At 57.6% G+C, this 26,803-nt stretch carries 22 protein-coding genes and 1 other RNA gene; 12 read left to right on the top strand and 11 right to left on the bottom strand.

Annotation, left to right across the window (positions count from 1 at the left end; genetic code table 11):
• The first annotated feature begins 56 nt into the window (after positions 1-56).
• The 8 genes from B9A24_RS20580 (at position 57) to B9A24_RS20545 (ending at position 8,744) form a co-directional block, all read left to right on the top strand.
• Positions 57-728, top strand: coding sequence for a (2Fe-2S)-binding protein (locus tag B9A24_RS20580; RefSeq protein WP_084447902.1), 672 nt, complete (start codon positions 57-59; stop codon positions 726-728).
• Positions 729-731: 3 nt separating this feature from the next.
• A complete protein-coding gene (locus tag B9A24_RS20575; RefSeq protein WP_084447901.1) occupies positions 732-3,230 on the top strand; it encodes a xanthine dehydrogenase family protein molybdopterin-binding subunit in 2,499 nt (832 codons plus the stop codon).
• A gap of 57 nt (positions 3,231-3,287) precedes the next feature.
• Entirely contained in the window at positions 3,288-4,310 is a 1,023-nt protein-coding gene (locus B9A24_RS20570) for an FAD binding domain-containing protein (protein WP_084447900.1), read from the top strand.
• Positions 4,311-4,529: 219 nt separating this feature from the next.
• Positions 4,530-4,772, top strand: a complete 243-nt coding sequence (locus tag B9A24_RS20565) for a hypothetical protein (RefSeq protein WP_143435139.1) — start codon at positions 4,530-4,532, stop codon at positions 4,770-4,772.
• An 8-nt stretch (positions 4,773-4,780) separates the two neighbouring features.
• Positions 4,781-5,974 (top strand): XdhC family protein, encoded by a 1,194-nt coding sequence (locus B9A24_RS20560; protein ID WP_084447898.1) that lies wholly within the window; start codon positions 4,781-4,783, stop codon positions 5,972-5,974.
• Entirely contained in the window at positions 5,959-6,618 is a 660-nt protein-coding gene (locus tag B9A24_RS20555) for a nucleotidyltransferase family protein (protein WP_084447897.1), read from the top strand. The genes B9A24_RS20560 and B9A24_RS20555 overlap by 16 nt, the downstream gene beginning before the upstream one ends.
• 86 nt (positions 6,619-6,704) lie before the next feature.
• The gene (locus B9A24_RS20550; protein ID WP_084447896.1) at positions 6,705-8,087 is read left to right on the top strand and encodes an MFS transporter; all 1,383 of its coding nucleotides are present in this window, start codon (positions 6,705-6,707) and stop codon (positions 8,085-8,087) included.
• Between the two features lie 138 nt (positions 8,088-8,225).
• Positions 8,226-8,744: a DinB family protein gene (locus tag B9A24_RS20545; protein ID WP_084447895.1), complete on the top strand. Its 519-nt coding sequence runs from the start codon at positions 8,226-8,228 to the stop codon at positions 8,742-8,744.
• A gap of 99 nt (positions 8,745-8,843) precedes the next feature.
• On the opposite strand, the gene B9A24_RS20540 is transcribed toward B9A24_RS20545, so the two are convergent.
• Positions 8,844-10,508, bottom strand: a complete 1,665-nt coding sequence (locus B9A24_RS20540) for an amidohydrolase (protein ID WP_084447894.1) — start codon at positions 10,506-10,508, stop codon at positions 8,844-8,846.
• A 213-nt stretch (positions 10,509-10,721) separates the two neighbouring features.
• Positions 10,722-11,495, bottom strand: a complete 774-nt coding sequence (locus tag B9A24_RS20535; RefSeq protein WP_084447893.1) for an AMP nucleosidase — start codon at positions 11,493-11,495, stop codon at positions 10,722-10,724.
• A gap of 186 nt (positions 11,496-11,681) precedes the next feature.
• On the opposite strand from B9A24_RS20535, the gene B9A24_RS20530 reads away from it, so the two are divergent.
• Positions 11,682-12,215, top strand: a complete 534-nt coding sequence (locus tag B9A24_RS20530) for a type I restriction enzyme HsdR N-terminal domain-containing protein (RefSeq protein ID WP_234997573.1) — start codon at positions 11,682-11,684, stop codon at positions 12,213-12,215.
• A 75-nt stretch (positions 12,216-12,290) separates the two neighbouring features.
• Here the strand turns inward: B9A24_RS20530 and B9A24_RS20525 are convergent, their stop codons facing one another.
• From B9A24_RS20525 to B9A24_RS20510, 4 genes are all read right to left on the bottom strand, one after another.
• A complete protein-coding gene (locus B9A24_RS20525) occupies positions 12,291-14,201 on the bottom strand; it encodes an LTA synthase family protein (RefSeq protein ID WP_084447892.1) in 1,911 nt (636 codons plus the stop codon).
• 10 nt (positions 14,202-14,211) lie between these two features.
• Complete coding sequence (locus B9A24_RS20520) at positions 14,212-14,814, bottom strand: SMI1/KNR4 family protein (protein ID WP_143435137.1); 603 nt, start codon at positions 14,812-14,814, stop codon at positions 14,212-14,214.
• Positions 14,815-14,917: 103 nt separating this feature from the next.
• Positions 14,918-16,072 (bottom strand): alanine dehydrogenase, encoded by a 1,155-nt coding sequence (gene ald, locus B9A24_RS20515; protein ID WP_084447890.1) that lies wholly within the window; start codon positions 16,070-16,072, stop codon positions 14,918-14,920.
• Between the two features lie 199 nt (positions 16,073-16,271).
• The gene (locus B9A24_RS20510; RefSeq protein WP_084447889.1) at positions 16,272-17,054 is read right to left on the bottom strand and encodes a DUF1573 domain-containing protein; all 783 of its coding nucleotides are present in this window, start codon (positions 17,052-17,054) and stop codon (positions 16,272-16,274) included.
• 236 nt (positions 17,055-17,290) lie between these two features.
• Here B9A24_RS20510 and B9A24_RS20505 point away from each other — a divergent pair, with 236 nt between their 5' ends.
• Entirely contained in the window at positions 17,291-19,711 is a 2,421-nt protein-coding gene (locus B9A24_RS20505) for an alpha-ketoacid dehydrogenase subunit alpha/beta (protein ID WP_084447888.1), read from the top strand.
• Positions 19,712-19,793: 82 nt separating this feature from the next.
• On the opposite strand, the gene B9A24_RS20500 is transcribed toward B9A24_RS20505, so the two are convergent.
• Complete coding sequence (locus B9A24_RS20500) at positions 19,794-20,351, bottom strand: hypothetical protein (RefSeq protein ID WP_143435135.1); 558 nt, start codon at positions 20,349-20,351, stop codon at positions 19,794-19,796.
• A 116-nt stretch (positions 20,352-20,467) separates the two neighbouring features.
• Between B9A24_RS20500 and B9A24_RS20495 the strand changes: the two genes are divergently transcribed.
• Complete coding sequence (locus B9A24_RS20495) at positions 20,468-21,469, top strand: acyl-CoA synthetase family protein (protein WP_084447886.1); 1,002 nt, start codon at positions 20,468-20,470, stop codon at positions 21,467-21,469.
• Positions 21,470-21,583: 114 nt separating this feature from the next.
• Here B9A24_RS20495 and B9A24_RS20490 read toward each other — a convergent pair whose 3' ends face one another.
• Together B9A24_RS20490 and rnpB are read right to left on the bottom strand one after the other, a co-directional pair.
• On the bottom strand, positions 21,584-22,741 hold the full coding sequence (locus B9A24_RS20490) for a sigma-54-dependent transcriptional regulator (RefSeq protein ID WP_084447885.1): 1,158 nt from the start codon (positions 22,739-22,741) through the stop codon (positions 21,584-21,586).
• 223 nt (positions 22,742-22,964) lie between these two features.
• Positions 22,965-23,443: RNase P RNA component class A (gene rnpB / locus B9A24_RS20485), an RNA gene on the bottom strand.
• Positions 23,444-23,872: 429 nt separating this feature from the next.
• Here rnpB and B9A24_RS20480 point away from each other — a divergent pair.
• A complete protein-coding gene (locus B9A24_RS20480; RefSeq protein ID WP_084447884.1) occupies positions 23,873-25,072 on the top strand; it encodes a S8 family serine peptidase in 1,200 nt (399 codons plus the stop codon).
• Positions 25,073-25,279: 207 nt separating this feature from the next.
• On the opposite strand, the gene B9A24_RS22490 is transcribed toward B9A24_RS20480, so the two are convergent.
• Together B9A24_RS22490 and B9A24_RS22485 are read right to left on the bottom strand one after the other, a co-directional pair.
• Positions 25,280-25,744 (bottom strand): vanadium-dependent haloperoxidase, encoded by a 465-nt coding sequence (locus B9A24_RS22490; RefSeq protein ID WP_200813985.1) that lies wholly within the window; start codon positions 25,742-25,744, stop codon positions 25,280-25,282.
• Positions 25,745-25,771: 27 nt separating this feature from the next.
• A complete protein-coding gene (locus B9A24_RS22485) occupies positions 25,772-26,518 on the bottom strand; it encodes a hypothetical protein (protein ID WP_234997571.1) in 747 nt (248 codons plus the stop codon).
• Positions 26,519-26,803: the final 285 nt, after the last annotated feature.

Genomic DNA, 26,803 nt, shown 5'->3' with positions numbered 1-26,803 from the left:
CCCAGGGCTTAGTCATGGACGAGGGCAGGCGATTTCCTTGATTAATTCAGAGTCAGATGAAAAATTCCGAACACAACCCTGAGGATGGCACCGATGCGGGCTGGGGCTTATCGCGGCGTGGCTTCCTGAAGGGCGCCGGCATCACGGCGGCCGGGGGCGTACTGATGACCAGCGGTATTGCCGGCCTGGCCGAAGCCGAAGCGGCCCCGGCTCCCGACACGGTTGGGCCGGGCCGTTCCACGGTCACGCTCAAAATTAACGGCGACAAGAAAAAAGTTGCTGTTGAGCCCCGCCAAACCTTGGCCGAAGTGCTGCGCACCGAGTTGAACCTAACGGGCACCAAGGTCGTCTGCGACCGGGGTGCTTGCTCGGCCTGCACCGTGTGGCTGGATAACGTGCCCGTCAACTCCTGCATGACGCTGGCCATTGAAGTAGGCAAGCGCGAAATAACGACCATCGAAGGCTTGGCCAAAAATGGCAAGCTACACCCCGTGCAGGAGGCTTTTGTGGCCCACGATGCCAGCATGTGCGGGTTCTGCACGCCGGGCATGGTGATGAGTTGCGCGAGCCTGCTCCAGCGCAACCCCAAGCCCACGCTCGACGACGTGAAAACGGCCACCAGCGGCAACCTATGCCGGTGCGGGACTTACCCGAAAGTATTTGAGGCGACGCTGGCCGCAGCCGGTATTGCCTACTCCCAAACCCAGGCTCAGGCCGCCAAAGGATAAGTTATGGCCAGCTACCGCAAACTCAAGAAATCAGCGAAAAAGGAGGGCAAGTTCGCCGCACTTGCTGCCGCGCTGGCCGCCCCGGCTATCGGCGCGGCCGCGCCGGGTGCTACCAGGTCGCTGACGATGCCGCACGGGATTGTCGGCGTCAATCTCAAAACTATCAGTCGCGACGTGCCGGCCGATGAGCCGCCCGCACTGGTTACGAATGACAAGCTGAACGTGTTGGGCAAGCCCACTCGTCGGCTGGATGCGCATTTGAAGGTAACTGGCCAGGCCAAGTACACCTACGATGTGAACCTGCCGGGTATGCTATTTGGGCGCATGTACCGCTCGCCGCACCCGCACGCCAACGTACGCAGCGTGGATACCAGCGCCGCCGAGCGCTACCCCGGCGTGAAGGCGGTGTATATTATTGAAACTGTTGTGGGCTCGGCCGTGGAGCGCGACCCCAACCATAAAAACCCCAAAGTGGTATCCACGGGGGGCAAATTTCCGAAGGTGCGCTACGCCGGCCAGCCCATCGCGGCCGTGGCCGCTACTACCCAGCAGGCCGCCGACGAGGCTGCCCGCCTCATCAAAGTAGAGTACGAGGTACTGCCCTTCGTGACGGACCTGGACGCGGCTATGAAGCCCGACGCGCCGCTGGTGTACGGGGGCAAAGAAGTAAGCATGGGCGAAACCGGCGGCGGGGGCGGCGCGGCCAAGGGTCTGACGCAGAAGGGCAACGTGCGCGGCCCCGCGACCAAGAGCATGTTTGGGGGCGCGCGCGGCGACGTGGAGAAAGGCTTCAAGGAAGCCGAAATCATCGTGGAGGGCGAGTTCAGAACGCAGGTGCAAACCCACGCCCCGCTAGAAACCCACGGCATGGTAGCCGACTACCGCCCCGACGGCTTGACCGTTTACCTCTCGACCCAGGATACGGCCGGGGCCCGCAGCGAGCTGGCCGAGCTGTTTAAGCTGCCCAAAACCGAGGTGCGGGTCATCACGGAGTTTATGGGTGGTGGTTTTGGGGCCAAATACGGGGCCGGAAACTACGGCGTGGCCGCGACGAACTTATCCAAGAAAACCGGCGTGCCCGTGCGCCTGATGCTGGATCGGCGAGAGGAGCATATAGCAGTCGGCAACCGTCCCAACTCGGTGCAAACCCTGCGTATCGGGGCCAAAAAGGACGGTACCCTCACCGCCATGCAGCTCGTCAGTCACGGCACGGCCGGCGTGGGCCTGGGCGCGGGCGTCGGCTGGATTGCCGAAACCATGTACCTGACCAACCCCAACTTTAAGGGCGAGCAGTACGACGTGCTGACCAACGCCGGCCCCGGCGCGGCCTTCCGCGCGCCCGGCGCGCCCCAGGGGGCATTTGCCCTGGAGCAGCTCATTGATGAGCTGGCCGAAAAAGTAGGCGTGGATGCCTTAGCTCTGCGCGATAAAATTGACAAGAGCGAGATGCGCCGCGAGCAGCGCCGCGTGGGAGCTGAGCGCTTTGGCTGGAGCAAGCGCCAGGCGCCCGGCGCTTCGCCGGGGGTGGTAAAGCGCGGCGTGGGCGCGGCCCAAAGCGAATGGGGGCGCTTTATTGATATGGATTCGTCGTGCGAGGTGCGCCTGCACCAGGATGGCTCCGTGGAAATTAGGTCGAGCGTGCAGGACCTGGGTACGGGTATCCGCACCGTGCTGGCGCAGGTGGTGGCCGAAGAGCTGGGCCTGCAACCCACCGACGTAACCGTACGCATCGGCGACACGAACTATCCGCCCGGCCCCGGCTCGGGCGGTAGCAAAACCACGGGTTCTATTACACCTCCGGCCCGCACGGCCACCTATAAGGTTGGGCAGGAGCTATTGGCAGCCGTAGCGCCTGCTCTGGGGGTAGCGCCAAGCGAGCTGGCGTTTGTGGGGGGCAAAATTGTGGTTAAAAATAACCCAGGCAAAAGCCTCAGCTTCCGCGAAGCTGTCCAAAAGCTTCCCTCCGCGCAAATATCAGCTACAGAAAAGCGCAAGGATGACTACGGCGGCTTCTTCCGGCCGGGGGTTTCTTTCGGGCAATCGGGCGGCATTCAGTTTGTAGAAGTGAGCGTGGATACCGAGACAGGCTACGTGAAAGTCGAGCGAGTAGTAGGTGCCCACGACTGCGGCCGGCCCATCAATCCGCTGGCGCTGGAAAGCCAGATCAACGGAGGAATATTGCAGGGAATCAGCTGGGCGCTGTACGAGAATCGCCACATGGACCGCAACCACGGCCATATGATGAACGCCAACCTCGATCAGTACAAGATTCTGGGCTCCCGCGAGGTGCCGCAAATCGACATTATTATGGTAGAAGAGTACACCGCCACCAGCTCGACCGATGCCTTGGGCATTGCCGAATCGGCCAATGTGGCCACGGCCGCCGCCGTGGCCAACGCCGTGTACAACGCCATTGGCGTACGCATTTATGAGCTGCCCATTACGCCCGAGCGAGTCCTGAACGCGCTGGCCAAATCCAAACAGAAACTAGGCAAAATATAGCTCAGGTTATTCTAAATACTTGATCAGTAAATACTGCCTACTTAACGACCTAGCACGATGAATGCCTTTCAATGGACCGACGCCACAAGCGTTAAGCAGGCTACGGGCCAGCAGACTACGCCGGTAGCCGACGCTATGCTGGTGAATGCCAAGCCAGAGTCGGCCACCATCTTCAAAGCCGGTGGCGTGGATGTGCTGGATTTGATGAAGGAACACGTATTGGCTCCCGGCCGCATCGTCGGTATCGGTAACCTGCCCAAGCTGAACGCGATTCGCGCCGACGGTAAAGAGGGTACTCACCTCGGTGCCCTAGTCACTATAGCCCAGCTGGAGCACGATGGTGGCCTGCAAAAGAGCTACCGGGCCCTCACCGAAGCGGCCAGCCACGCGGCCACCCCACAGGTGCGCAACGCGGCCACGCTGGGGGGCAATATTATGCAGCGTCCGCACTGCTGGTACTTCCGCAACGAAAATTTTAAGTGCCTGAAAAAAGGCGGCACCGTGTGCTTCGCCAACCAAGCGGGGGCCGAGAATAAGTATCATGCCATCATGGGCAATCAGACTTGTTCGGCGGTACACGGCTCCAGCATCAGCACGGCCCTGGTGGCTTTTGGTGCTCAATTGGAATTGACTGGTCCGCAAGGTGTGCGGCGCGTGCCGCTGGAGCAGTTCTTCGTGACGCCGGAAAAGGATGTGCAGCGCGAAAACTCCATTCAGCCTAACGAGCTGATTACCGACGTGCTGCTGCCCGCGCCGGCCGCCGGCACGGGTTCCTGGTACATCAAATTTGGGGAGCGGGAAAGCTACGACTGGGCGCTGGCTGACGTAGCCGTAGTATTGGAGCAGCGTGATGGCCGCTGCACCAAGGCGAGTATTGTGCTGGGTGCTGCTGCCCCGGTTCCGCTGCGCGCTACGGCCGCCGAAGCAGCCTTACTAGGCAAGCCCATCACCGAAGAAACCGCCCGCGCTGCCGGCCAAGCAGCTACTGCCGGAGCGACGCCTCTGGAGCAGAATGCATACAAGGTACCGATTTTTGCTGCTATTGTGAAGCGGGCTATTTTGAAGGCTAGGGAGGCGTAAGAGGGCAACGCTTGACCGCAACCCCTAGCCCCGGTTCGCTTCATGCGCGAAGTCCGCGGGAGAAGGGGAACGAACTTTAAAAAGATAGAGGGCTAGAATAAACTAGCAGCTAGAAAAGCTGAAATCTAGTTCCCTTTCTCCCCGCGGACTTCGCGCATGAAGCGAACTGGGGCTAGGGGTTGCGGTCAAGCGTTGCTCAGCCAACTATCAGTTATTCATATGCCCACGTACATCCCCATTTCCCTCGAGCCCCACGCCGGGATCTGTCGTTTTTTGCGTAGCAAAACGGGCCTGGGCACCAGTGAAGGCGGGGAGCAGCCCTGGCTTTTAGTCGATGGAATGACTGCTACCTGCTGGTGTTTGCGTACAATGGAAGCGTTCGGCCCGGATGAGGAGGTGGCGGAGGCGGCGGAGTGCCGCGTGGGCCGGGTTTGCTACGAGGCCGCCGATCCAGAGCAATAAGCTATTTTATGAGTGAAATACGCTACTTACTTGCTGCCTACGACGCGCACCGCGCGGCTGGTCGGGCGTGTGCGCTGGCCACGGTGGTGCATGTAAGTGGCTCGGCCTATCGTCGGCCGGGAGCTCGCATGCTGGTGACGGAAGATGGACAACTGACGGGCGCTATCAGCGGCGGCTGCCTGGAGGGTGACGCCCGTCGGCGCGCCCGGCAGGCCATCGTGCGCCAGCGTCCGGCGCTGGTTACCTATGACTCCATGGATGAGGAAGAGGACAGGGAAAACGGCGTGAGCCTGGGCTGTCAGGGTGTGATTCAGATTCTGCTGGAGCCCCTGGATTTTCTGGATCTGACCAACCCGGTAGAGTTGCTGCGCGCCTGCGCGCGGCACGAGCAGCCGTCCGTCCTGGTAACGGCTTTCAGCCTCACTACCAGCACCGAAGTACAGCTAGGCGAGCGTCTGGTGGTGCTGCCCGACGGAACCCGCCAGGGTACGCTGATGGCAGAAGCCTCCGTGGCGGCCCGCATCTGGGAGCACGCCCGCCAGGCCCTGCAACATGGCCGATCCGCCACGGCCGACTACGATACCGTGGCCGGGACGCTGCGCGTGTTTTTGGAGGTCATCCGGCCGCCCGTGCGCGTCACGGTGTTTGGCGCGGGCAACGACGTGCAGCCGCTGGTGCGCCTGGCCGCGGGCCTGGGCTGGCGGGTGCGTGTCCTCGACGGGCGGCCAGCCCAGGCCACCGCCGCCCGATTCCCGGAGGCCGAAGAAGTTCGGGTTATACGCTTCGACCAGCTCGCCGATTTGCCCCCCAGCCAGGAGTTTGCGGTGCTCATGACCCACAATTACCACTACGACCTGGCCGTCCTGCGCTACTTGTTGCCCACCGCCACGCCCTATGTCGGCCTGCTTGGCCCGCGCAAAAAGGCCGACCGACTGCTGGCTGAGCTGCAAGCGGAAGGCTGGCAAACCGATGAACACCTCGTGCCGCGCCTGTATAGTCCGGTAGGCCTGAATATTGGGGCGGAAACGGCCGAGGAAATCGCGCTGTCCATCGTGGCTGAAATGCAGGCAGTGCTGCGGGGCCGCTCCGCGGGTTTTTTGCACCACCTCGACGGCCCTATTCACGAACAAACGCCCGTACTAAACTCGTCCCTCACGCAGGGGGCAAATTCGACGGTTGCGGCCTCATGTTCCCTGAGCTAAATGACGCTTCCGCCGTGGCAGGGCCCGTAGCCCTGATCCTATTGGCCGCCGGCGCGTCGGCTCGGATGGGGCAGGCCAAGCAGCTATTGAGCTATCAGGGCCAGACCCTACTACGCCGCGCGGCCGAAACCGCCGTGGCTACCGGCTGCCAGCCTTTGGTGCTAGTAACGGGGGCTTTGCATGAGTCACTGGTTGCGGAAGTAGCAGGTTTACCGTTTCTCACCACTCATAATTCCGACTGGAACACTGGTATGGGCTCGTCCCTGCGGGCAGGGCTGGCCGCGGCGGAAAAAGCCCCCCAGCCGCCCGCCGCCGTACTCATCATGCTCTGCGACCAGCCCCTCGTGACGCCCGCGCTATTACGGAAGCTCCTTGAGCAGCAGCGCCTGACTCAGGTGCCGGTGGTGGCAGCCGCCTACGGCGATACGCTGGGCGTGCCGGCCGTTTTCGGCGCGGCTACCTTTCCTGCCCTGCGCCAGCAGGGCGGCGCGGAGGGCGCCCGTCAGCTCATTGCCCGCTACGGCGAAGCCGTGGGCAGCGTCCCTTTTCCGGGGGGCATTTTTGATGTAGATACGCCCGCACAGTACGCGGCTTTGGTGAGGAATAGCGAAGGCGAAAAGGATACAGCTGGCTCAAATTCGTAGGCCCGGATTTTAGCTTAATGCCAGCTTAACACCACCTGCCCGAAAACCCGTTATCTTGCCTGCCACCTCCTACTTTCCTTGTTTGTATGCAGCAAGCTGCCGTGGCTACTTCGGCCCCCGTCGAGAAGAATAATCCTCGCATTACCAATGGTTGGGCCATGTACGATTGGGCCAACTCGGTGTACCCGCTGGTGATTACCAGCACTATTTTTCCCATTTATTACGGATCGGTGGCCGTGAATGAACAGGGCCAGGATATGGTTAACTTCCTGGGCTTCAATCTGCCGGGTTCCTCGCTGTACACCTACGCCATTTCCGCGTCGTTTCTCATTATTGCGGCGCTTAGCCCCATTCTTACCGCCATTGCCGACTTCTCAGGCCGCAAGAAGCTGTTTCTGCGGTTCTTCTGCTTTCTGGGAGCGGCCTCGTGCGCGGGCTTGTTCTTCTTTACCCAGGAAACCTTCGTGCTGTCGGTAGGGCTGCTGATGCTGGCCACGATTGGCTGGGCGGGCAGCATTGTGTTTTATAATTCTTACTTGCCTCTTATTGCCACCGAAGACCAGTACGACCGGCTCTCAGCCAAGGGATTTTCGCTGGGCTACGTGGGCAGCGTTATTCTGTTGGTGCTGAGTCTGGTAATTGTGCTCAAGCCCGATCTGGTCGGTATTGATCCGGCCAATAAGGCCTTGCCGCCGCGTATCTCCTTTCTCTTTACGGGCCTGTGGTGGGCCATATTCGGGCAGTTTGCCCTCTCCCGCCTGCCCGCCGATACTGGTCGCCCCGACCACATGCCCGCTGCGCAGGGCAACTTTCTGCTCAACGGCTTTCACGAATTGAGCAATGTATGGCAGCAGATCAAGCAACTGCCTATGCTTAAGCGCTTTCTGCTGGCCTATTTCACCTATAACATGGGCGTGCAAACGGTGATGTACGTAGCCACTGTTTTCGGCGATAAAGTGCTCAAGCTGGAGTCGCAGGCCCTGATTATCACCATTCTGCTGTTGCAGGTAGTGGCCATTCTGGGGGCCTATTTATTCGCCCGCTTATCGGAGGCCATTGGCAATACGCGGGCCCTGAGCTGGTCGGTGGCTATCTGGGCGCTGATCTGCGTGGCGGGCTACTTCGTGCAGGCTGGGTGGAGCTTTTATGCGCTGGCTTCCGTCATTGGTCTGACCATGGGTGGTATCCAGTCGCTCTCCCGCTCCACGTATTCCAAAATAATCCCCGAAAACACGCCCGATACGGCTTCCTACTTCAGCTTTTTTGATGTAACGGAGAAGCTCAGCATCGTGATTGGTACGGCCGTTTTCGGCATCATCTCCCAGGTCACAGGCAGTATGCGCAACAGCATTCTGGCCCTCATTGTGTTCTTTATTCTAGGCCTGATTTTCCTGTTCAGAATGCGCGGCCAGAGCCTGCGCTCTAATGCAACCGCTGAAGAACCACAGATGAAACCGGCTGCCCTGTAGAGACGCGTATTCGCGTCTCAATCGTTGCTGAGGTTGTTTAAATGTAGTTCCAGTCGTTAGCTGCGCTGACCTTCGGTTTAATTATTAGACGCTAATACGCGTCTCTACAATTTTTCTTTTCTGTTTTCAATCCACCCCATGCACACTTCTTCTCTCCAGCAAAACATCCTCGCCGAGCTTGACCACGAATTGATTACTACCCGCAAAATACTCGAGCGGGTGCCTTTCGAGAATGCCGATTACCAGCCTCATCCCAAGAGCATGAAACTGGTGCAGTTGGCATCACACGTTGTAAATCTGCTGGCGTTTAAAACCCTTTTCGTGCAGCACGATTCGCGTGACTTCCTCGACAAAAACGCCCCGAAGCCGGGCCCAACACCAACCTCCAAAGATGAACTGCTGGCCCGCTTCGACGAGTACTCGGCCACGCTGCGCAAAGCCCTGAGCGACTCGGATGACGAGAAGCTCACGCATCCGTTCAAGCTGCATGCCGGCGACCAGGTGTTTATGGAGCGCCCCAAAGGTGCAGCCCTGCGCATTATGGGCCTCAACCACAGCATTCACCACCGCGGCCAGCTTAGCGTGTACCTGCGCCTGCTCGATATTCCGGTGCCGGCCATGTACGGCCCCAGCGCCGATGAGCAAGGTTGGGGTTAATAGCTAACGATAACGCCGAAAAAGCCCCCCAGAAACGTTTCTGGGGGGCTTTTTTCATACTTCAATGCTTGGAAGTATTCTGAAATAATCAAGCAGTGGTTATTTTTTTATCGAAAAAACCTGCTCGCCGGCAATCCAGGTTTGCTGCACTTGCGCTCCGCGCAGCTCAGGAGCGGGGGCGGTAAGCAGGTCCTTGTTCAAGACTACGAAATCGGCGGCCATACCGGGTTGAATGCTGCCTTTTTGCTTCTCCTCGAAGGCGGCGTGAGCGGCCCAGGTGGTCATCCCACGCAGGGCATCGGGGCGGGAAAGGGCATTTTCGGGTTGGAAGCCGCCTTCTGGGTAGTTCTTGGCATCCTGGCGCGCCACGGCGGAATGGAAGCCGAAGAGGGGATTGATGTCTTCCACGGGAAAGTCGCTGCCTAAGGCAACCTGCCCGTATTGCTTGCGCAGTTCCTCAAAGGCGTAGGCTGTTTTTACGCGCTCCGGACCCAGCCGCTCACCAGCCCAATACATGTCGGAGGTAGCGTGGGTGGGCTGCACGGAAGGCACAATGCCAAACTGCCCAAACTTGCCCATGTCGGCGGGCGTTATAACCTGGGCGTGCTCGATGCGCCAGCGTCGGTCTTTCTGGCCCTTCAGCGCCTCGCCATAAATATTGAGAATGATACGGTTGGCCGAGTCGCCGATGGCGTGGGTGTTCATCTGAAACTTGCTGGCCGCAATTTCTTTAGCCAAGGCGCGATACTCTTTTTCAGTAGAGAGCAAAAAGCCCGTTTCCTTGGGTCGGTCTTGGTAAGGTTCTACCAAGCAAGCTCCCCGCGAACCCAAAGCCCCATCGGCGTATACTTTGAAAGAGCGCACCGTGAGACGATCTGTTTCTATGAGGCCGTTTTTGAAGTAAAATTCCTTGTTGGCGGCCGTGGGGTTGAGCATCGCATACAGGCGCAGCTTCAGCTTTCCCTGCTTTTGCAAGGCTTCCATCTGATCAATATTGGCTTTGTCCAAACCCGCGTCGGCGAGGCTGGTGAGGCCCACAGCTACGCACAGCTGCTGGGCTTGTAGCAGGGCTGCATTCGCTTCGGTGGCTGACGGCTCGGGTATCTTAGCCGACACCAAATCCACGGCGTTGTCTACTAATAAACCCGTCAGCTGCCCTATCGCGTCGCGGCCAATAACGCCGCCGCTCACGGGCGTGCGGGTTGTAATGCCGGCCAGGTCCAACGCTTTCTGATTTACGATGGCGGCGTGGCCATCTACGCGGGTGATGAGCACGGGCACGTTGGGAAACAGCTTGTCCAGCGTGTCTTTGGTCGGAAATTGCTTCGTAGGCCAGTCATTCTGGTCCCAGCCGCGCCCGATCAGCCACGCGGCCTGCGGGTACTGCTGACGCTGGCGCTGCAAGGTGCTCACCACGTCGCCCCACGAGGTGGTGCCCACCAGATCAGCGTAGCGCAGGCCCAGCGCGTAGCGGTAAAAGTGGCAGTGCGCGTCGTAGAAACCGGGGTAGATAAATTGCCCCCCAGCGTCTACTTCCTGCTTGCCCTTATACTTCTGCCGAATCTCATCAGCCGTCCCGACGGCCAAAAATTTGCCATCCTGCACGGCAAAGGCCTGCGCCTTGGAAAACGCCGAATCGACGGTGTACACGGTGGCGTTGTACACCACCAAGTCGGCGGCTTGCTGTTGGGGGGCATTTTGGCAGCTATTGAAGCCAGCCAGCAGGGGCAGCAGCAAAGAGAGCGGGCGGAGAAGTTTAATCATATGGGCAAGTTAAGGCGTGCGGCAAAATTTAGCGCGAAATCTATCAGGTGTTGCCTTAGATTCATTTAAAACAGAACGTCATGCAGAGCGGAGCGAAGCATCTCGCTCACAGTCGTCGGATTACTATTCTGACAACCGCGAGCGAGATGCTTCGCTCCGCTCTGCATGACGTTCTGTTTTTAACGTGCTAGCCCTTCTCCTTACTCAAACTCCTTACTCAAACCGCATATGCTTCACCGATTCGCCGGAGCTTTTCAGCTCCATCAGCGAGTCGATGCCAATTTGCAGGTGCGTGTGTACGTACCCGAGCGTCACCTTAGAGTCGCTTTCGGCAGTTTTCACGCCTTCGGGCGTCATCGGGTTGTCGCTCACCAGCAGCAGGGCACCGTGGGGAATTTCGTTGATAAAGCCAACCACGAAAATGGTGGCCGTTTCCATGTCCACGGCCATGGCCCGAATTTGGCGCAGGTACTCTTTAAACGCATCATCGTGCTCCCACACGCGGCGGTTGGTGGTGTACACGGTGCCGGTCCAGTAGTCCTTCTCGTGCTTCTTGATCATCGACGACACGGCCCGCTGCAAGCGGAAGGAAGGCAGGGCCGGGATTTCCGGAGGCAGATAGTCATCCGAAGTACCCTCACCGCGAATGGCGGCAATGGGTAGAATCAAATCACCCAGCTTGGTCTTGCTCTTCAAGCCGCCGCACTTGCCCAGAAACAACGCGGCTTTAGGCTTGATGGCCGAGAGCAAATCCATGACCGTAGCGGCCATCGGCGAGCCCATACCAAAGTTGATAATCGTGATGCCATTGGCCGTCGCCGATTGCATGGGCTTGTCCAGGCCGCGCACTTCCACATCGAACTGCTCAGCGAACATATTCACGTAGTTGATAAAGTTGGTGAGCAGAATATACTGCCCGAAGTCCTTGAGCGGCACGCCGGTGTAGCGCGGCAGCCAGTTCTCCACTATGGCGGCTTTGTTCTTCATAGGGTGGGGTTAAATGGTTGGTTATGAAATGCTTATTTCTTCTGCCCGTCATGCAAAGGCGGAGCCGAAGCATCTCGCGTGTTTAGCGGGATTAGTAATCAAACGACTGCACGCGAGATGCTTCGGCTTCGCCTCTGCATGACGTTCTGAATAGAACAGATGACTGTTTAAAAACAAAAAACCGTCGTGCTTACGAACGACGGTACGGCAGTTGAAAAGCGGAAGCAGGGATTCCGGGCCGTACCTTTGGAGGTGATGCAAGCCCTCGACCTGCCGCCTTTCGAGCACAAACTTACAAAATCGGGTGCAAACTCCCTGATCTGGGACGTCTTGCGCCGCAAAAATGTGGTGCTCACGCCCGAGGAGTGGGTGCGCCAGCACGTAGTGCACTACCTCACGGGTTATCTGGGCTACCCGCGCGGCCTGCTCAGTCTGGAGCGCGGCCACGCCTACAATCAGCGCCGGAAGCGCACCGATATCTGCGCCTTTGGGCCCGGCGGCGCGCCGCTGCTGCTGGTCGAGTGCAAAGCTACGTCGGTGCCCATTACGGCCGCCGTGGCCCACCAGGCCGCCACGTATAATCAGACCATTGCCGCGCCTCTGCTGCTGCTCACCAACGGCTTGCAGCACTACTGCTGGCTGGTCGATTTCGCGCAGAAAACCAATCAGCGCCTGGCCGAAATCCCTGCTTATACCGAGGCGCTGACTATTATTTCATGAGTTTTTCAAAATAGGTGGTCATGCAGAGCGGAGCGCAGCATCTCGTTCGCTCCGCTCTGCATGACGGGAGGGTTATCAACGCTTAGATTCAGGCGATTTATATAATGAATTATCCAACAGTCCATTGGTCAGAAACTGCACGCTGGCCCGCAATTCCTGGCCGTATTGCCGGGCTTTTAGCGGGTCATTTACGGGCGTGGGGGGCAAATCGTGGCGGCGGTAGGGGTAGAGGCGCACCTGGTCGTCGGCCGTCAGCTCGGTCACGTAATCGTGGTGCACCAGGTAGTAGGAGCCGCCCGTCAGGAAGAGGGCGCGACCATTGGCCGAAGTATCGAATACGGAGTAGCCGAAAGGCAGCAGCTGGCCATTAGGGGGCAAACCCAGGTAGTCGAGCACGGTGGCGGGCACATCGGCCTGCTGGGTGACGCGGCGCACGTCGGCGGGGGGCAATTTTCGGCCGGGATGAAAGAGGAGCAGGGGCGTTTTGTAGCTGCCGAGCGTATTCTGGTAGCTGGGCGTGAGGGTTTGGGAGGTGTGGTCAGCCAACAGAATAAAGAGGGTATTCCGGTACCAGGGCTGTTTGGCGGCAGTTTTGAAAAATTGCCGCAGGGCAAAATCGGTGTAGCCGATGGAGGCGTGAATAGGTAATTTGCCTGGTGTAAAACGGTCTTTGTATTTCGCCGGCACTGGAAATGGCTCGTGGGAGGTGAGCGTGAAAACCGTGGAGAAAAACGGCTGTTTCTGCTGGCTTAATTGCCGGGCAAAGTATTGCAGATACGGCTCATCAAAAATGCCCCAGTGCCCGTCGTAGTCGGGGCTATTGGCGCCACCGGGATATTCATTTAGCCCGAAATACTGCTGCACGCCTACCATGCCGGCGAAGGTATTGAAACCCATCGTGCCATTCTCAGCGCCGTGAAACACCGACGTGGCGTAGCCGGCGCGGCCCAGCAGCTCACCCAGGCCGTGCAGCTCGTTCGTCTGGAAATTGGACGTGATAAACGGACTTTCCAGCAGCGCGGGCATGCCGGCCAGCACGGCGGGCAGCGCCTCAATGGAGCGCCGCCCGTTGGCGTAATGGTCACGAAAAAAAAGCCCCCTAGCGGCCAACGAATTAAAGAAAGGTGTGTAGCCGCGCCCCCCGTTTTCGATGCCGGTATACTCGGAGGCAAAGCTTTCGAGCAGGATAATCACCACGTTATCACGCGGGGCGGTGGGGTTGGCGGCGGGCAGGCGCGGCGCTAACGCCTGCCGCAGCTGGGCCTCCGACTGAAAATACGTGCGCCTTTCGACGGGCTGATACCCCAGGCTGCGCAAAAAGGTAAAGGTGCTGTTCAACGCCAGATGGCCCAGCACGGGCGGCACCTGTACGAAAGCGTGACCCGTGCGCAACGGCTTGAGCTGCAAGCCGCCGCGAATGCCGATGACGGTGAGTGCCGCCACGAAAATCACCTCCAGCAGTTGCCGCGCCAGACGAAGCTGCAAGGAGCTTTTAACCGGGCTGGGGGGCAAATTGCCGGTCTTCGGCAGGGGGTAGAAGTACCAGAGCAGCCCAAACAACACCCCGAACGGCGGCACCAGAAACCAGTAGTGAAAGGCCAGCTGCCCCGCCTGGCGCTGAATGTCGCCGGTGATGGTAAAAAGCTCATCGGTGGTGCGCCGGCCAATGAATTTAAAGTACTGACTATCAATAATATTAAGTGCTAATCCCACCGCATTCAGGGTAAGGTACACGCCCCGCACAAAGCCCTGCCACCCGCGCCCAAACCGCGGCACCAGCGACAACAGCAGAAACGGCAGATTCAGCAGCAGCAGCGCCGCTATATCGAACCGGAAGCCGTGCCAGAAGGCCCAAGCGATTTCCGGGGCCGACGCCTCGCGGAATACTGCCTGATTCGCCAGGTAAAAACCCAGGCGCAATAGCACGTAAGCGCCCAGCAGCAGGGCAAAACGGCGGAGCAGCAGGCGCAAAAGAGGTGACGGCATTCTGCGAAATCTAATCCTGAAGCGGCTTTATGGTAAGCGCCTGACCGTCGGGCAGGTGCTTGATTTGCTGGTATAAACCGGCAAGAAAAGCCAGACGCTTCGGTCCCGCAACCGGAGCTAAAGTAGCCTTATCAGTGGCCGCGGCAATGCAAACCGGCGGATATACGTGCAGTAGCTGGCCGGGCGTCAGCGTGCCACCCTGCTGCTGCCAGCGCCGCAGCGGCTCCAACTCCAGTGCATCGACCGGATATTTCTCGGCCCCAATCAGGAAGTGCTTGAAGTCGACTTCCAACGGCGCTATTTCCCCGGTCTCGGTATCGAGAAAAACCACCTCGCCCTGCCGCAGCAAAAACTGGTTGCCTACGCAGTCCTGCGCGAACGGAATATCAGTAGTGAGCACCGTATCATAGGTTTTGTAGAGGGCCTGCTCCCCGTGCCAGACCGCCCGCAGCGAGTGCCACGCCGGCTCCGCGCAGCAGCCCCGAATATGCAAACCGCCGAAGTACGCTACCACGCCATTGTGCTGCCGCAGAAAAGCCTGCAGCTCCTGAGGCAGCGTAATCAGCAACTCCTTGTCAGTGAGTGCCGCGCCGGTATAGATAATTCCTTTCATGTAGTAGCGATTCACCAAGCTGAAGCGTGATGGTATTAACCAAAAAGCCTTCCCGACCTCACGGCCGGAAAGGCTCTTCCGCTATTTGAAAACTAATGTTTAATTAAAAACTTTGAAATCCACGGTTGTCATAAACCGAAGGTTCTTCCAATACAGTGTCCACGCTTACCAGCGGTAGATTCCAGGCTTCGGCTACGCCCTGGTAGACTACGTCGCCGTTTACCACGTTCAGGCCCAGGCGCAAGGCCGGGTCGCGGCGGCAGGCTTCCTGCCAGCCCAGGTTAGCCAGGCGCACGGCGTAAGGCAGCGTGGCGTTGGTCAGGGCCAGTGTGGAGGTATAAGGCACGGCCCCTGGCATATTGGCTACGCAGTAATGCACGATATCGTCGATGATGAAGGTCGGATCTTCGTGGGTCGTAGGCTTACAGGTTTCGATGCAGCCGCCCTGGTCCACGGCCACATCCACGAGCACGGTGCCGGGGCGCATGGTCTTGAGCATGTCGCGGGTGATGAGGTGAGGCGCTTTGGCCCCCGGAATCAGCACGGCCCCTACTACCAGGTCCACGGTTTTGATAGCCTCGCGAATGTTGTACTCGTTGGAATACTGAGTCACCACGTTCTTAGGCATGAAGTCGTCGAGCTCGCGCAGACGGTTCAGGCTGATGTCCATGATGGTTACCTGAGCACCGAGGCCGGCCGCTACCTTCGCGGCCTGCGTCCCGACGATGCCGCCACCCAGCACGAGCACGTTGGCGGGCTTCACGCCGGGTACGCCACCCAGCAGAATGCCGCGGCCTTTCAGGGGCTTCTCCAGGTACTTGGCACCTTCCTGCGGGGCCATGCGGCCAGCCACTTCGCTCATCGGAATGAGCAGGGGCAGGGCCCGGTTGGGCAGCTCCACGGTCTCGTAAGCCAGGCACACGGCCTTGCGCTCAATCATGGCGTGGGTGAGCTCCTCACCACTAGCAAAGTGGAAATACGTGAACAGCAGCTGGCCTTCCTTGATCAAAGAATACTCTTCCTTAATCGGCTCCTTTACCTTCACGATCATCTCCGCCTGGGCGTACACTTCCTCGATGGTGGCGAGGATGAGCGCACCAGCCGTTTCGTACTCGGCATCCTGAAAACCGCTGCCCAGCCCGGCCGTGGCCTGCACGTATACGGTGTGGTTGTGCTTGCGCAGCTCGGCTACGCCAGCGGGCGTGAGGCCCACGCGGTTTTCGTTATTCTTGATTTCTTTCGGTACGCCGATGATCATGGCAGAGAAGTGAAGATGTGGGTGGAAGTCGATGGGTGAAAATGGCCGCAAAGATAGGGGATAGGGCTGGCTAAGGTGGAGGGGTACTACGACTTTTTTCGTCGTAGTACCACTATCACTGAACGATTCGTGCCGTGCAGGCATCCGCAACGATAGTGGTACTACGACTTTTTTTGACATAATACCACTGGGTCAAACTCTACTTAAACGGTACCGCCGTAGCGCTTTCCTTTACCATGCTGGCCGCGTTCAGATCACGCACTACGTTAGCCTTCAGCGTAAGCTTGGTCGTGCCTTCTACGTCGTTGGAGTTCAAAGTGGCTACATCTGTCATCTGCCCGATTTGCCGTTGAGCATACAGCACTTCCACCACGGCACTTTGGCCAGGCTTAATGGGCTGGGGGGCTTTTTTATAGCCTACACAGTTGCAAGAGGAGGTTATCATGCCCAGCAATAGATCTTGTTTACCCATATTTTTCACCGTGAAGCGGGCCGTCGGCTGCTGGCCAGCTTCCATCTTGCCAAAATCGTGGGTGTTGCGGTCAAGTACAAGACGGGGCGCTAAAGCTTTTTGAGCAGGAGTCAGACTGGCCTTCATTTCTTCCGCGCCTACCACCGTGCCTTTGATTGTCAGGGTGGTATTGGGCGTGCTGGAATTGCTGGTGACGGTCACGGTTTTATTGAACACACCGGGACGGCCGGCGCTGCTGTAAACCGCTTTTACCACCCCCGATTTGCCGGGCAGTACGGGTGTTTTGGTCCAGTCGGGCGTGGTGCAGCCGCAGGAGGCCTGCACGCCGGCAATGACGATGGGCTGATTGCCGGTGTTTTTGAACTTGAATTCGTGCGTAGCCATCGTGCCTTCGGGTACGTTGCCGAAGTCGTGCAGCTCTTTCTCAAAAGTCATTACGCCCTGGGCCTGGGCCGAAAAACAGAGTAGCAGCAAGGCCACGCTGAACAAAAGGGAGGCGATGTTTCTCATAAAAAATAACGTTGAAAGAGGCAACTCGAAGTCGTACTTTAGGCTTCAGCAGAAGTGTGCCAGACCCAGGCATTGCTTTGGGATACACCAAAGATAGACAAAAAGTGTCCGGGCTCGTAGGGGGCTCTGGGGGGCATTTACTCAGCATCGCGCCCAAATACGTACTTTTGCAGCCAGGTCGGCTTTGCCCCCAGTTCTGCCGACTGCCACCATTTGCCTTATTTCTACTCTTCCTTATGTCCACTGCCGAAACCGCTCTAGCCACCACCCCGGCTACTCTCAGCAAAGAAGACCTGCTTCACGATTACCGCCTGGGCTGGGAAAGCCGCCACGCTTCCCTGGCTGGGCGGAAGGAAGTGTTTATGGGTAAGGCCAAATTCGGCATTTTCGGTGATGGCAAAGAGCTGCCGCAATTGGCTATGGCCCGCGTATTTCAGCCCGGCGACTTTCGCTCCGGCTACTACCGCGACCAAACCTTTATGATGTCGGCCGGAGAACTGACTTTACAGCAATACTTTGCCCAACTCTACGCTCACCCCGATGTAGAAGCCGAGCCTGCCACCGCCGGCCGGGCTATGAATGGCCACTTTGCCACCCGCCTGCTCGACGAAGACGGCAACTTCAGAAACCTCGCGGAACTGAAAAACTCCTCGGCCGACGTGTCGCCTACGGCTTCGCAGATGCCGCGCTTAGTTGGTCTGGCCTATGCTTCCAAGCTATATCGCCAAAACCCCGAGCTGCATGAGCTGACTCAGTTCAGCACCAACGGCAACGAAGTAGCCTTTGGTACGATTGGCAACGCCAGCACTTCGGAAGGGATGTTTTTTGAGGCCCTGAATGCGGCCGGCGTGTTGCAGATTCCAATGCTCGTGTCGGTGTGGGATGACCATTATGGCATCTCTGTTCCGGCTGAATACCAGACCTGTAAACAAAGCATCAGTGCCATTCTGAGTGGCCTTCAGCGCGACGCCCCCGGCGAGCAAGGCTTCGAGATTTTTGTGGTGAAAGGCTGGGATTATCCAGCCTTGCTCGATACCTACCAGCGGGCGGCTGACATCTGCCGCCGCGAGCACGTGCCCGTGCTCATTCATGTGACGGAAGTAACGCAGCCCCAGGGCCACAGTACATCCGGCTCGCATGAGCGCTACAAAACCAAAGACCGCCTGACTTGGGAGGAGGAGCACGACTGCCTGCTCAAAATGCGCGAGTGGCTGCTCACCGAAGAGTACGCCACCGCTGAGGAGCTGGACCAGTTGGAAAACGAGGCGAAGAACACGGTGCGCGAAGCCCGCACAGCCGCCTGGGGGGCTTTTTTCAACCCCATTAAGCAAGAGCGCGACGACGTAGTAGTGTTGCTGGAAAAGCTGGTAAACGAAACCGGTCGCCAGAATGCCTTGCACGAACTGGTGGAGCATTTGCAGCACAACCCTGCGCCCATCCGCGCCGACATGGTGCGTACCGTGCGCAAGGCCCTGCGCCTCACCCGCGACCAACAGCGCTCCGCCAGCCGCCGCGAGCTAACCCAATGGTTGGAGGCGGCCCTGGCCGAAAACGCTGACCGTTATAATTCTTATCTCTACAGCCAAAGTGAGCAGGCAGCATTAAACATTGCCGTTGAGCCGGTTCAGTTCGCCGAAAATGCCCCCCAGGTAGATGCCCGCGAGGTATTGCAGGCCTGCTTTGAGGCTAACTTCCGCCGCGACCCTACCATCTTCGCCATCGGCGAGGACGTGGGCCGTATTGGTGATGTAAACCAGGCTTTTGCCGGCTTGCAGGAGAAGTTTGGGGAGTTGCGCGTGACCGATACCGGCATTCGTGAGTGCACTATCGTAGGGCAGGGCATCGGCGCGGCCATGCGCGGCCTGCGGCCCATCACCGAGATTCAGTATCTCGATTATCTGCTCTATGCCATCCAGATTTTGTCGGATGATGTGGCTTGCTTGCAGTACCGCACCAAGGGCGGCCAGAAGGCACCCCTCATTGTGCGTACCCGTGGACACCGGCTGGAAGGAATCTGGCACAGCGGCTCACCCATCGGCATGATTCTGGGCAGCATCCGGGGGATGCATGTGTGTGTGCCCCGCAACATGACGCAGGCCGCCGGCTTCTATAATACTTTATTGCGCAGCGACGAGCCGGCCTTGGTTATCGAGCCACTTAATGGCTACCGACTAAAGGAGCGTATTCCGCAGAACGTGGGTGAGTTCACTTTGCCCCTAGGCGAGCCGGAGGTATTACAGCAGGGCACCGATGTAACGATTGTGACGTATGGCTCGATGTGCCGCATCGTGCTGGATGCGGCCAAGCAATTAGGTGAAGTTGGCATTTCGGTGGAGGTGATAGACGTGCAGACGCTGTTGCCTTTCGACTTGCAGCACGTCATTGCCGACAGTATTCGCAAAACCAGCCGCGTACTCTTCGCCGATGAAGATGTGCCCGGCGGTGCCACGGCCTACATGATGCAGCATGTGCTCGATGAGCAGCAGGCTTATCGCTACCTCGACTCCCAGCCTCGCTGCTTGGCGGCTCAGCCTCACCGCCCGCCCTACGGCTCCGATGGCGACTACTTCAGCAAACCCAACGCCGAAGATGTGTTCGATACGGTGTACGAAATGTTGCAAGAGTCTGACCCAAAGCGTTTCCTGCCGATTTATTAGCCCTTCACTTTTACAAGCAAAACCCCGACTGGAATCTGTCCGGTCGGGGTTTCTTACCTCTCATTAACACTTTGAAAACTGCTTAGCGCGGAATCGTGATGGGGTCAGTGGTGATGGTGTTACTTTGATTTAAAGCGCGGTCCAAGATGGATACGTTGAAGCGTACCGTCTGGCCGGGGGCGAAAGGCGAGCCCACGTAGAAATCGTAGGTGAAGTTTAAATCGCCGCGCAGGGGAGCTTTGCGGTCGTCCGTAGTCAGTGGCGGGTATGTACTGTTGTAGTTGAAGCTGGGATCGGGCAGCTCCAACTCCACAAACTCATTTCGAGCATTGCGGATGAAGGGCGTGAGGTAGTAATTGTTGTAGAACGGATTGGGTACGCCATTGATAATCCGAGCCCAAGGCGAGTCAGGCGTTTTGTCCGCTTCGTTTAGGCCAAGGTCGCCGTCGCCGTCCCGAAAGCTTACGGTAATGACTACTCTATCATAGGTTCCGCTAACATCAGAGATTCGCTGCGAGGTAATGCGCTGAAACTCAATAGTGGGCGTTTCAGGATAATCGGGCGGCTCGAGGCAGGAAGATACTGTCAGGCCCGTGAGCAGGAGCACGGCTCCCATCCTAAGAGTACGAAGTAAGTTCATAAAGAAGAAAAAAAGACAGGTCGAACGCGGCCTTTTCAGCCAGAACGGAAGATACAACTTCTCAACGAAGACGTGCTGCGTTTGTTATACCTAGCTGTTAACCACACCGTTTTGTAATGAGTTTCCGTGATGAGCACCTGCGTGCCTTACCCACTGTATCAGCTGCCAATTTTGAGGAAACGGCTCTGCGCCTGTTCCGGCATCAGGCCGAAAATTGCCCCCCATACCGCGACTATCTCGCCGCGCTGGGCCGCAATCCAGGTTCAGTTAATACGCTGATCGATATTCCTTTCCTGCCCATTGAGTTTTTCAAAACCCACGAGGTACGCACCGCGCCCACCGACTGGACCCCGCAGGAAACCTTCCTGAGCAGTGGCACTACCCAGCAGCAGCGAAGCCGCCACCTACTGCGCGATCCTGCCCTATACTGCCACAACGCGGCTCGCATTTTTGAGCAAACCTATGGCTCGCTTACTGACTGGATTTTCTTAGCCTTGTTGCCTTCGTATCTGGAGCAAGGTCAGTCTTCGCTGGTGGCTATGGTTGAATATTTTGCCAAGGAATCAAGCCAAACCCAGCCCGCTTTCTTCCTGCACGACCACGCCGCTTTGTTACAGGCTTTAGCCACTGCCAAGTGCGACTCCAGCCGCCACATAATGCTGCTCGGCGTATCCTACGCCCTGCTCGATTTGGTCGCTGCCTATGCGGGTGCGCCAGAGTTATTGGGGCTCACGGTACTGGAAACTGGCGGAATGAAAGGTCGACGGCGTGAAATGATTCGGGAGGAGCTTCATATCGAGCTGCAGACTGCCTTTGGCCCCCAGGGCATTCACTCCGAATATGGCATGACCGAGCTACTGTCCCAGGCTTATAGCACCGGCAACGGGCGCTTTATTTGCCCCCCAGTCCTCCGTATTCTGCTGCGCGAGCCATCTGATCCTTTCTCCGCTGATGCCACACGTCCCGCAGGTACTATCAATGTTATCGATTTGGCAAATATTGATTCCTGCGCCTTTATAGAAACCAAAGACCTGGCCCGCCAGCACTCCGATGGGTCATTCGAAGTGCTGGGTCGGCTGGATAACTCAGATGTGCGCGGGTGCAATCAGATGGTGTAAGCAACAATTGACCTCAACTCCTCCCCTCCGGGAGAGGGGCTTTAGTTTTAAAATCTAAAAATTAAAGGATTAAAGCTAGAGCCCCCCTCCCGGTGGGGAGGGGTTGGGTTGGGGTTATTTGCCCGAATACAGCTTCGCGTCCGCGTCCGTAATCGTATCATCGCTCATAATCACGAGGCGCTCTACTACGTTGCGCAGCTCGCGGATATTGCCGCGCCAGTCGAGGCTTTTCAGGTAGCTGAGAGCTTCGGGGCTGACGGTTTTGGGCTTGTTGCCGTAGTCGCGGGCGATGTCGTCGAGGAACTTCTGCACCAGGTCACCGATGTCGTCGCGTCGGTCATTGAGAGCCGGAACCTGAATCAGAATGACGGAGAGGCGGTGATACAAGTCCTCGCGGAAATTGCGCTCCGCGATTTCCTGTTGGAGGTTTTTGTTGGTGGCGGCCAGTACGCGCACATCCACCGTAATCTCCTTTTCGCCCCCTACGCGTGTGATTTTGTTTTCCTGCAAGGCCCGCAGCACTTTGGCCTGGGCCGAGAGGCTCATGTCGCCAATTTCGTCCAGAAATAAGGTGCCGCCGTGCGCTTGCTCAAACTTGCCAATGCGCTGCTTTACGGCCGAGGTAAACGACCCTTTTTCGTGGCCGAATAGCTCGCTTTCAATCAATTCAGATGGGATGGCAGCGCAGTTTACCTCAATCATTGGTCCGTGGGCACGGCTGCTTTGCTCGTGGAGCTGACGAGCCACCATCTCCTTACCGGCACCGTTGGGGCCGGTAATAAGTACGCGGGCATCGGTGGGAGCTACTTTGGCAATGGCTTTGCGCACCTGCTCCAGGGCCGGCGAAGTGCCTACCATTTCGGAGCTTTTGGCAATCTTCTTCTTGAGCGTTTTGGTTTCGGTTACCAGCTTGGTGCGGTCGAGGGCGTTGCGTACCGTCACCAGCAGGCGGTTCAGGTCTGGGGGCTTTTGCAGGAAGTCGTAGGCTCCTTTCTTGGTAGCATCCACGGCCGTGTCGATGCTGCCGTGGGCCGATATCATAATGAAGGCCGCATCTGGGGCTAACTCCTGGGCGCGGCTCAGTACTTCCAGCCCGTCCATTTTGGGCATTTTGATGTCGCAAAGCACTACATCGTACTTATTCTTGATAAGCATATCCAAGCCGGACGGACCATCTTCGGCCTGATCGACGGCGTAGTTCTCGTACTCCAGAATTTCCTTTAGCGTATTACGAATCGACTTTTCGTCGTCGATAATGAGGATTTTGGGCATAACCTGAGAGCAGAATTAAGTAACACTAACGCGTAGGCGAAGGTAACGAAAAGCATTACCCGTTTAGTGAGTAAAGTTATTGAATGATTCGGTGAGAAAAGAACACGATACAGATGAAAAATTGTAATTATCTAATTTCTACACCACTGCCGTCAATATTTGCCCCCAGTTAACCAAAAACAAAATCGGTCGCCGCAACCGAAGCTGCGACGACCGATGATGCTGGGGTGATGAGTCTATAAGCCGGGTTTTGTCCACCGGGCCCGAGGGCTCGGCGTCTCCACCATTTATCTAGGCCAGTCGTTGCCGACAGGCTCCATCAACCTACCCACGAACGCCGGACGAGCCGCCCGGTGCCGCCTGTTGCCAGACAGCGTGCCCGCTTATTTGGTCTTTCAACCCCTGAGGTTTACCCAGCCGACCCGGTCACCCGGCCGCTGGTGCGCTCTTACCGCACCTTTTCACCCTTACCCGATGGTGAGATAGTGAAATGGTGAACTTGTGAGTTTATCGTTCCGCTTGCGCGAATTGAACATCAAACTCACCATTTCACCACTCATCATTTCACCGTCTGGCGGTAATTTTCTGTGGCACTGGCTGTCTGAGCCTTGCGGCCCATCCTTCCCGTTAGGAAGCAGGGTGCTCTGCGTTGCCCGGACTTTCCTCGCCGCCCGAAAGCGCCGCGGTGGAGCGACCCATCACAGGGCAAAGGTAGCAGTTTGAATGTTTTGGTTCCTGCTATTGAAGTTGTGCTGTCCTGAGCACAGGAACGCATATATATGTAAATGGGTTAATACAGACTGAGAAAGCAAATTGTCTCCCTAAAGACATATATTTCTTTCTATGTCACAAATACAGCGGGATTTTCCTGATACTGCTGTGGTAGTAATGTAGAAAGCGTTTTTAGAGCTTAAAATAGAAATAAACAAGCGCCTTTTGTCCCCCCAGGCCTTAGCGTTGAGGTAGATACTATATTTAAATCTATACATTACCTGAACAAACACCCCACTGGTCACTGCTCGAGGGCTTAGAATCTCTGCGGTGGACGGCGAACAAGTCCTTTCTCACCCATTACTCCATTTTACAAGCATGCAGAAAAACCAACTACATTCGCGTCTTTCTTTCTGGGTAATGAGCGCTTCGCTCGTGGCCGCGTCGGCCGTTTTCACCGCTTGCTCCGACAATGCCATTGATGCCAGCGATCCATCGGTAGCCCAGATCAGTGCCGACGCCAAAGCAGCTGACGATTTGATTGAAGGTCAATATATCGTTGTATTAAAAGATGGCTCCGTTGATACCGACAGCGAGGGCTCGTATGACGCGAAAGCGAATAAAGTAAAAGGCGTAGGGCAAGGCATTCTGAAAGGCCGCGGCATGAAAGCTGAAAAAGTAGGTCGCGCCTATGGCCATGCGCTGAAAGGCTTCGTGGCGGAGCTTACCCCCGCCGAAGCCGCCGAGCTACGCCAGGATGGCCGCGTGGCCTACGTAGAGCAGGACCGGATCATCTCGCTGGGCAAGCCCGTTAGCGGTGGCTCTACTACGCAACCTGCTCAAACCACGCCTTATGGCATTACCCGCGTTGGTAGCGCTGATGGTAGTGCCACGGGTCGCACGGCTTGGGTTATCGACACGGGCATTGACCTGGACCATCCCGATCTGAAAGTGGACCTGGGGCGTAGCAAATCCTTTCTGAGCGCTACCAGCGGCAAAGGCTATGCCTCAGCCGACGATGGCAACGGCCACGGCACGCACGTCTCGGGCACGATTGCGGCCCTTAACAACTCGATTGGCGTGGTGGGCGTAGCAGCAGGGGCTACCGTAGTAGCCGTGCGCGTGCTGGACTCACGTGGAAGCGGCTCTAACTCCGGTGTAATTGCTGGTGTGGATTATGTAGGAGCCAACGGCGCACCCGGCGACGTAGCTAACATGAGCTTAGGCGGTGGCGTATCTACCGCTCTCGATCAGGCTGTGCTGAATGCCTCGCAAGGGGGCGTCCTCTTCGCTTTGGCAGCCGGCAACGAAACGGATAATGCCAATAATCACTCGCCTGCTCGGGTGAATGGAGCTAACATCTATACCATTTCGGCGATGGATAACACCGATACTTGGGCTTCGTTCTCCAACTTCGGCAACCCGCCGGTGGACTATTGTATGCCTGGCGTTAGTATCCAGTCTACCTGGCTGAACGGCGGCTACAACACCATCAGCGGCACCTCAATGGCCACGCCGCACATGGCTGGTGTACTTCTCATGCGCGGTAAGAACTTTACTGCTCTTGATGCCGTGAAAAGTGACCCGGACGGTAACGCTGATCCAATTGCCCACTTATAAACCCGTAGGGTTTTTGAATACTACAAAAGGCTGCCCACGCGGGCAGCCTTTTTTGTTGAAATCAGAAAAAAACCGGCTGCTTTTAAGCGGCTTACCCCGGAAGAAGTGCCAGGTATCGCGAAAGCCCTTTTTGTTGCCGCAGGTACTCAGCGAGGAAAGACAAGCGGCACCGTAGTGGATCCCGGAAATGCCCCCCAGGCTGGGTTTTCACGCCGGTGTTGGCACGGGTGCGGGCGCAGCGACTTTAGTCAGCCAGTTTTTGAAAAGGTAATCCGCCAATTGCGTACCTGATAAGTAACCATTGTCGCCATCCCACTGAAAATGCACACCCAAGTACACGCGGCTGCGGGCGTTTTCGAGGGCAGCCCCGCTGAAGCTGGTGAAGCGCCGCGTCTTGCGGATACCGTTGTGGTCGCGGATGCCGTGCGGGTCTTCGGTGGTTAATTCGAAGCTGATGTTGTCGGTCTTGAAATAGTTGCGCATAATGGCCGCGTGCGCCGCCCCGAAGGTAGCATGACCCGAAATATAAGCTGGAAAATTGGGCGAGAAGCGGGTGCCGTCCGGGCGGGGCGAGAGCGGCTGCCAGTACGGGTCGGCCGCCGTAAGCGGGCTGCGCAGGATGGGCTGATTGGGCTGAAAGGTGTAGCGAATGGCCGTTTCGGGCCGCCACAAATCCAGGTCGCGGTTGTATTTGGCATCTCAGGCCACGATAGCGGCATCGGCCATGGCCAGGGCTACCAGGGCAAACAAGTGAGCGTTTTGGGCCACCGTCAGCCGGCGCTTGCGGGCTACAATCTGGGTGAGCGTGTAAAGCTGGCCGGGCGGCTTGGAGGTGTCGTCCAAGTCGTTGGCCCAGAACAGGGCTATTTCGGTTTGCTCGGGGGTACGCTCCGCGGAGTTGGCGCTGCCCAGGCGCAGCACCTCGTTGTACTGGGCCGCGTACTCCTCACTGCCCAGTAGCTCAGCGATGGTGTCGTAGTTGGAGGGCAGACCCGTCCGGAATATGGTCATCTCAAAGCCCCCGAACGGCTTTAATTTACCCCAGTTAGGAGTGGCCGCGTCGCCCGAGCCGGTGGGCGTCCATTGTCCCGGCGCGTCCATCACCATAAACATATTGTTGTCCAAATTATCGTCGGCCCGTAGCGCGAGCATCTGAGCGGCCACTTCTTCCCCGAAGGCCTTGTGTGCGTTGGTGTCGGAAGGTTTTTTGCCCCCGTACTTGCGCAATTCGGCTTTGAAGAGTGCCCGTTGGGTTGGATACTCGTGGCTCAGCACGGCATAGGCGGCGTAGCTGGCGGCGTCCTCCACGTTCACGCCCGCATCCGGGTCGGGCACCGAGGTCAGGTACGAGGAGTAAGTGCCCGCTGCCGCGTTGATAACGTCGTGCATAGTCAGATGGAGCATGGCCCCGATGCGGGCAATAGGGCCGGGAGGGCCGCCCTGCACGCGCACGGCTTGCAGAAATGCGTTGTTTTACCCGATAATCGGGTCTGGCATAGTTGTCATAACTAGAATTGATTGGGATACGCGACGCCTACTCTGGCAGGTTTTCGGCAACTCCTCCTCCGGTAATGCGTCTGCCCTATCAACAAGGAAGGAAGCTTGTAATCAAGCCAAACCAGCTATACGACGCCGTATTTCCAAGAAGAGAAAGATAGCAGCAACTAGGATTAACATCAAGTATATTACGTATTTAATTTAATGTTTTTATTTTGTATGTAATTGATAGTT

Source organism: Hymenobacter roseosalivarius DSM 11622, assembly GCF_900176135.1.
GTDB classification, from domain to species: Bacteria; Bacteroidota; Bacteroidia; order Cytophagales; family Hymenobacteraceae; genus Hymenobacter; species Hymenobacter roseosalivarius.
Note: the sequence above shows the minus strand (reverse complement) of the source record. Positions and strands in the feature narration are given on the sequence as shown.

Excerpts from the sequence above, each read along its gene's own strand:
- B9A24_RS20510 (WP_084447889.1), bottom strand. The coding sequence starts at position 17,054 with ATGAGAAACATCGCCTCCCTTTTGTTCAGCGTGGCCTTGCTGCTACTC.
- B9A24_RS20540 (WP_084447894.1), bottom strand. The coding sequence starts at position 10,508 with ATGATTAAACTTCTCCGCCCGCTCTCTTTGCTGCTGCCCCTGCTGGCT.
- B9A24_RS20545 (WP_084447895.1), top strand. The coding sequence starts at position 8,226 with ATGCACACTTCTTCTCTCCAGCAAAACATCCTCGCCGAGCTTGACCAC.
- B9A24_RS20580 (WP_084447902.1), top strand. The coding sequence starts at position 57 with ATGAAAAATTCCGAACACAACCCTGAGGATGGCACCGATGCGGGCTGG.
- B9A24_RS20565 (WP_143435139.1), top strand. The coding sequence starts at position 4,530 with ATGCCCACGTACATCCCCATTTCCCTCGAGCCCCACGCCGGGATCTGT.
- B9A24_RS20480 (WP_084447884.1), top strand. The coding sequence starts at position 23,873 with ATGAGCGCTTCGCTCGTGGCCGCGTCGGCCGTTTTCACCGCTTGCTCC.
- B9A24_RS20520 (WP_143435137.1), bottom strand. The coding sequence starts at position 14,814 with ATGAAAGGAATTATCTATACCGGCGCGGCACTCACTGACAAGGAGTTG.
- B9A24_RS20570 (WP_084447900.1), top strand. The coding sequence starts at position 3,288 with ATGAATGCCTTTCAATGGACCGACGCCACAAGCGTTAAGCAGGCTACG.
- B9A24_RS20575 (WP_084447901.1), top strand. The coding sequence starts at position 732 with ATGGCCAGCTACCGCAAACTCAAGAAATCAGCGAAAAAGGAGGGCAAG.
- B9A24_RS20535 (WP_084447893.1), bottom strand. The coding sequence starts at position 11,495 with ATGAAGAACAAAGCCGCCATAGTGGAGAACTGGCTGCCGCGCTACACC.
- ald (WP_084447890.1), bottom strand. The coding sequence starts at position 16,072 with ATGATCATCGGCGTACCGAAAGAAATCAAGAATAACGAAAACCGCGTG.
- B9A24_RS20505 (WP_084447888.1), top strand. The coding sequence starts at position 17,291 with ATGTCCACTGCCGAAACCGCTCTAGCCACCACCCCGGCTACTCTCAGC.
- B9A24_RS20525 (WP_084447892.1), bottom strand. The coding sequence starts at position 14,201 with ATGCCGTCACCTCTTTTGCGCCTGCTGCTCCGCCGTTTTGCCCTGCTG.
- B9A24_RS20500 (WP_143435135.1), bottom strand. The coding sequence starts at position 20,351 with ATGAACTTACTTCGTACTCTTAGGATGGGAGCCGTGCTCCTGCTCACG.
- B9A24_RS20555 (WP_084447897.1), top strand. The coding sequence starts at position 5,959 with ATGTTCCCTGAGCTAAATGACGCTTCCGCCGTGGCAGGGCCCGTAGCC.
- B9A24_RS20560 (WP_084447898.1), top strand. The coding sequence starts at position 4,781 with ATGAGTGAAATACGCTACTTACTTGCTGCCTACGACGCGCACCGCGCG.
- B9A24_RS20550 (WP_084447896.1), top strand. The coding sequence starts at position 6,705 with ATGCAGCAAGCTGCCGTGGCTACTTCGGCCCCCGTCGAGAAGAATAAT.
- B9A24_RS20495 (WP_084447886.1), top strand. The coding sequence starts at position 20,468 with ATGAGTTTCCGTGATGAGCACCTGCGTGCCTTACCCACTGTATCAGCT.
- B9A24_RS20490 (WP_084447885.1), bottom strand. The coding sequence starts at position 22,741 with ATGCCCAAAATCCTCATTATCGACGACGAAAAGTCGATTCGTAATACG.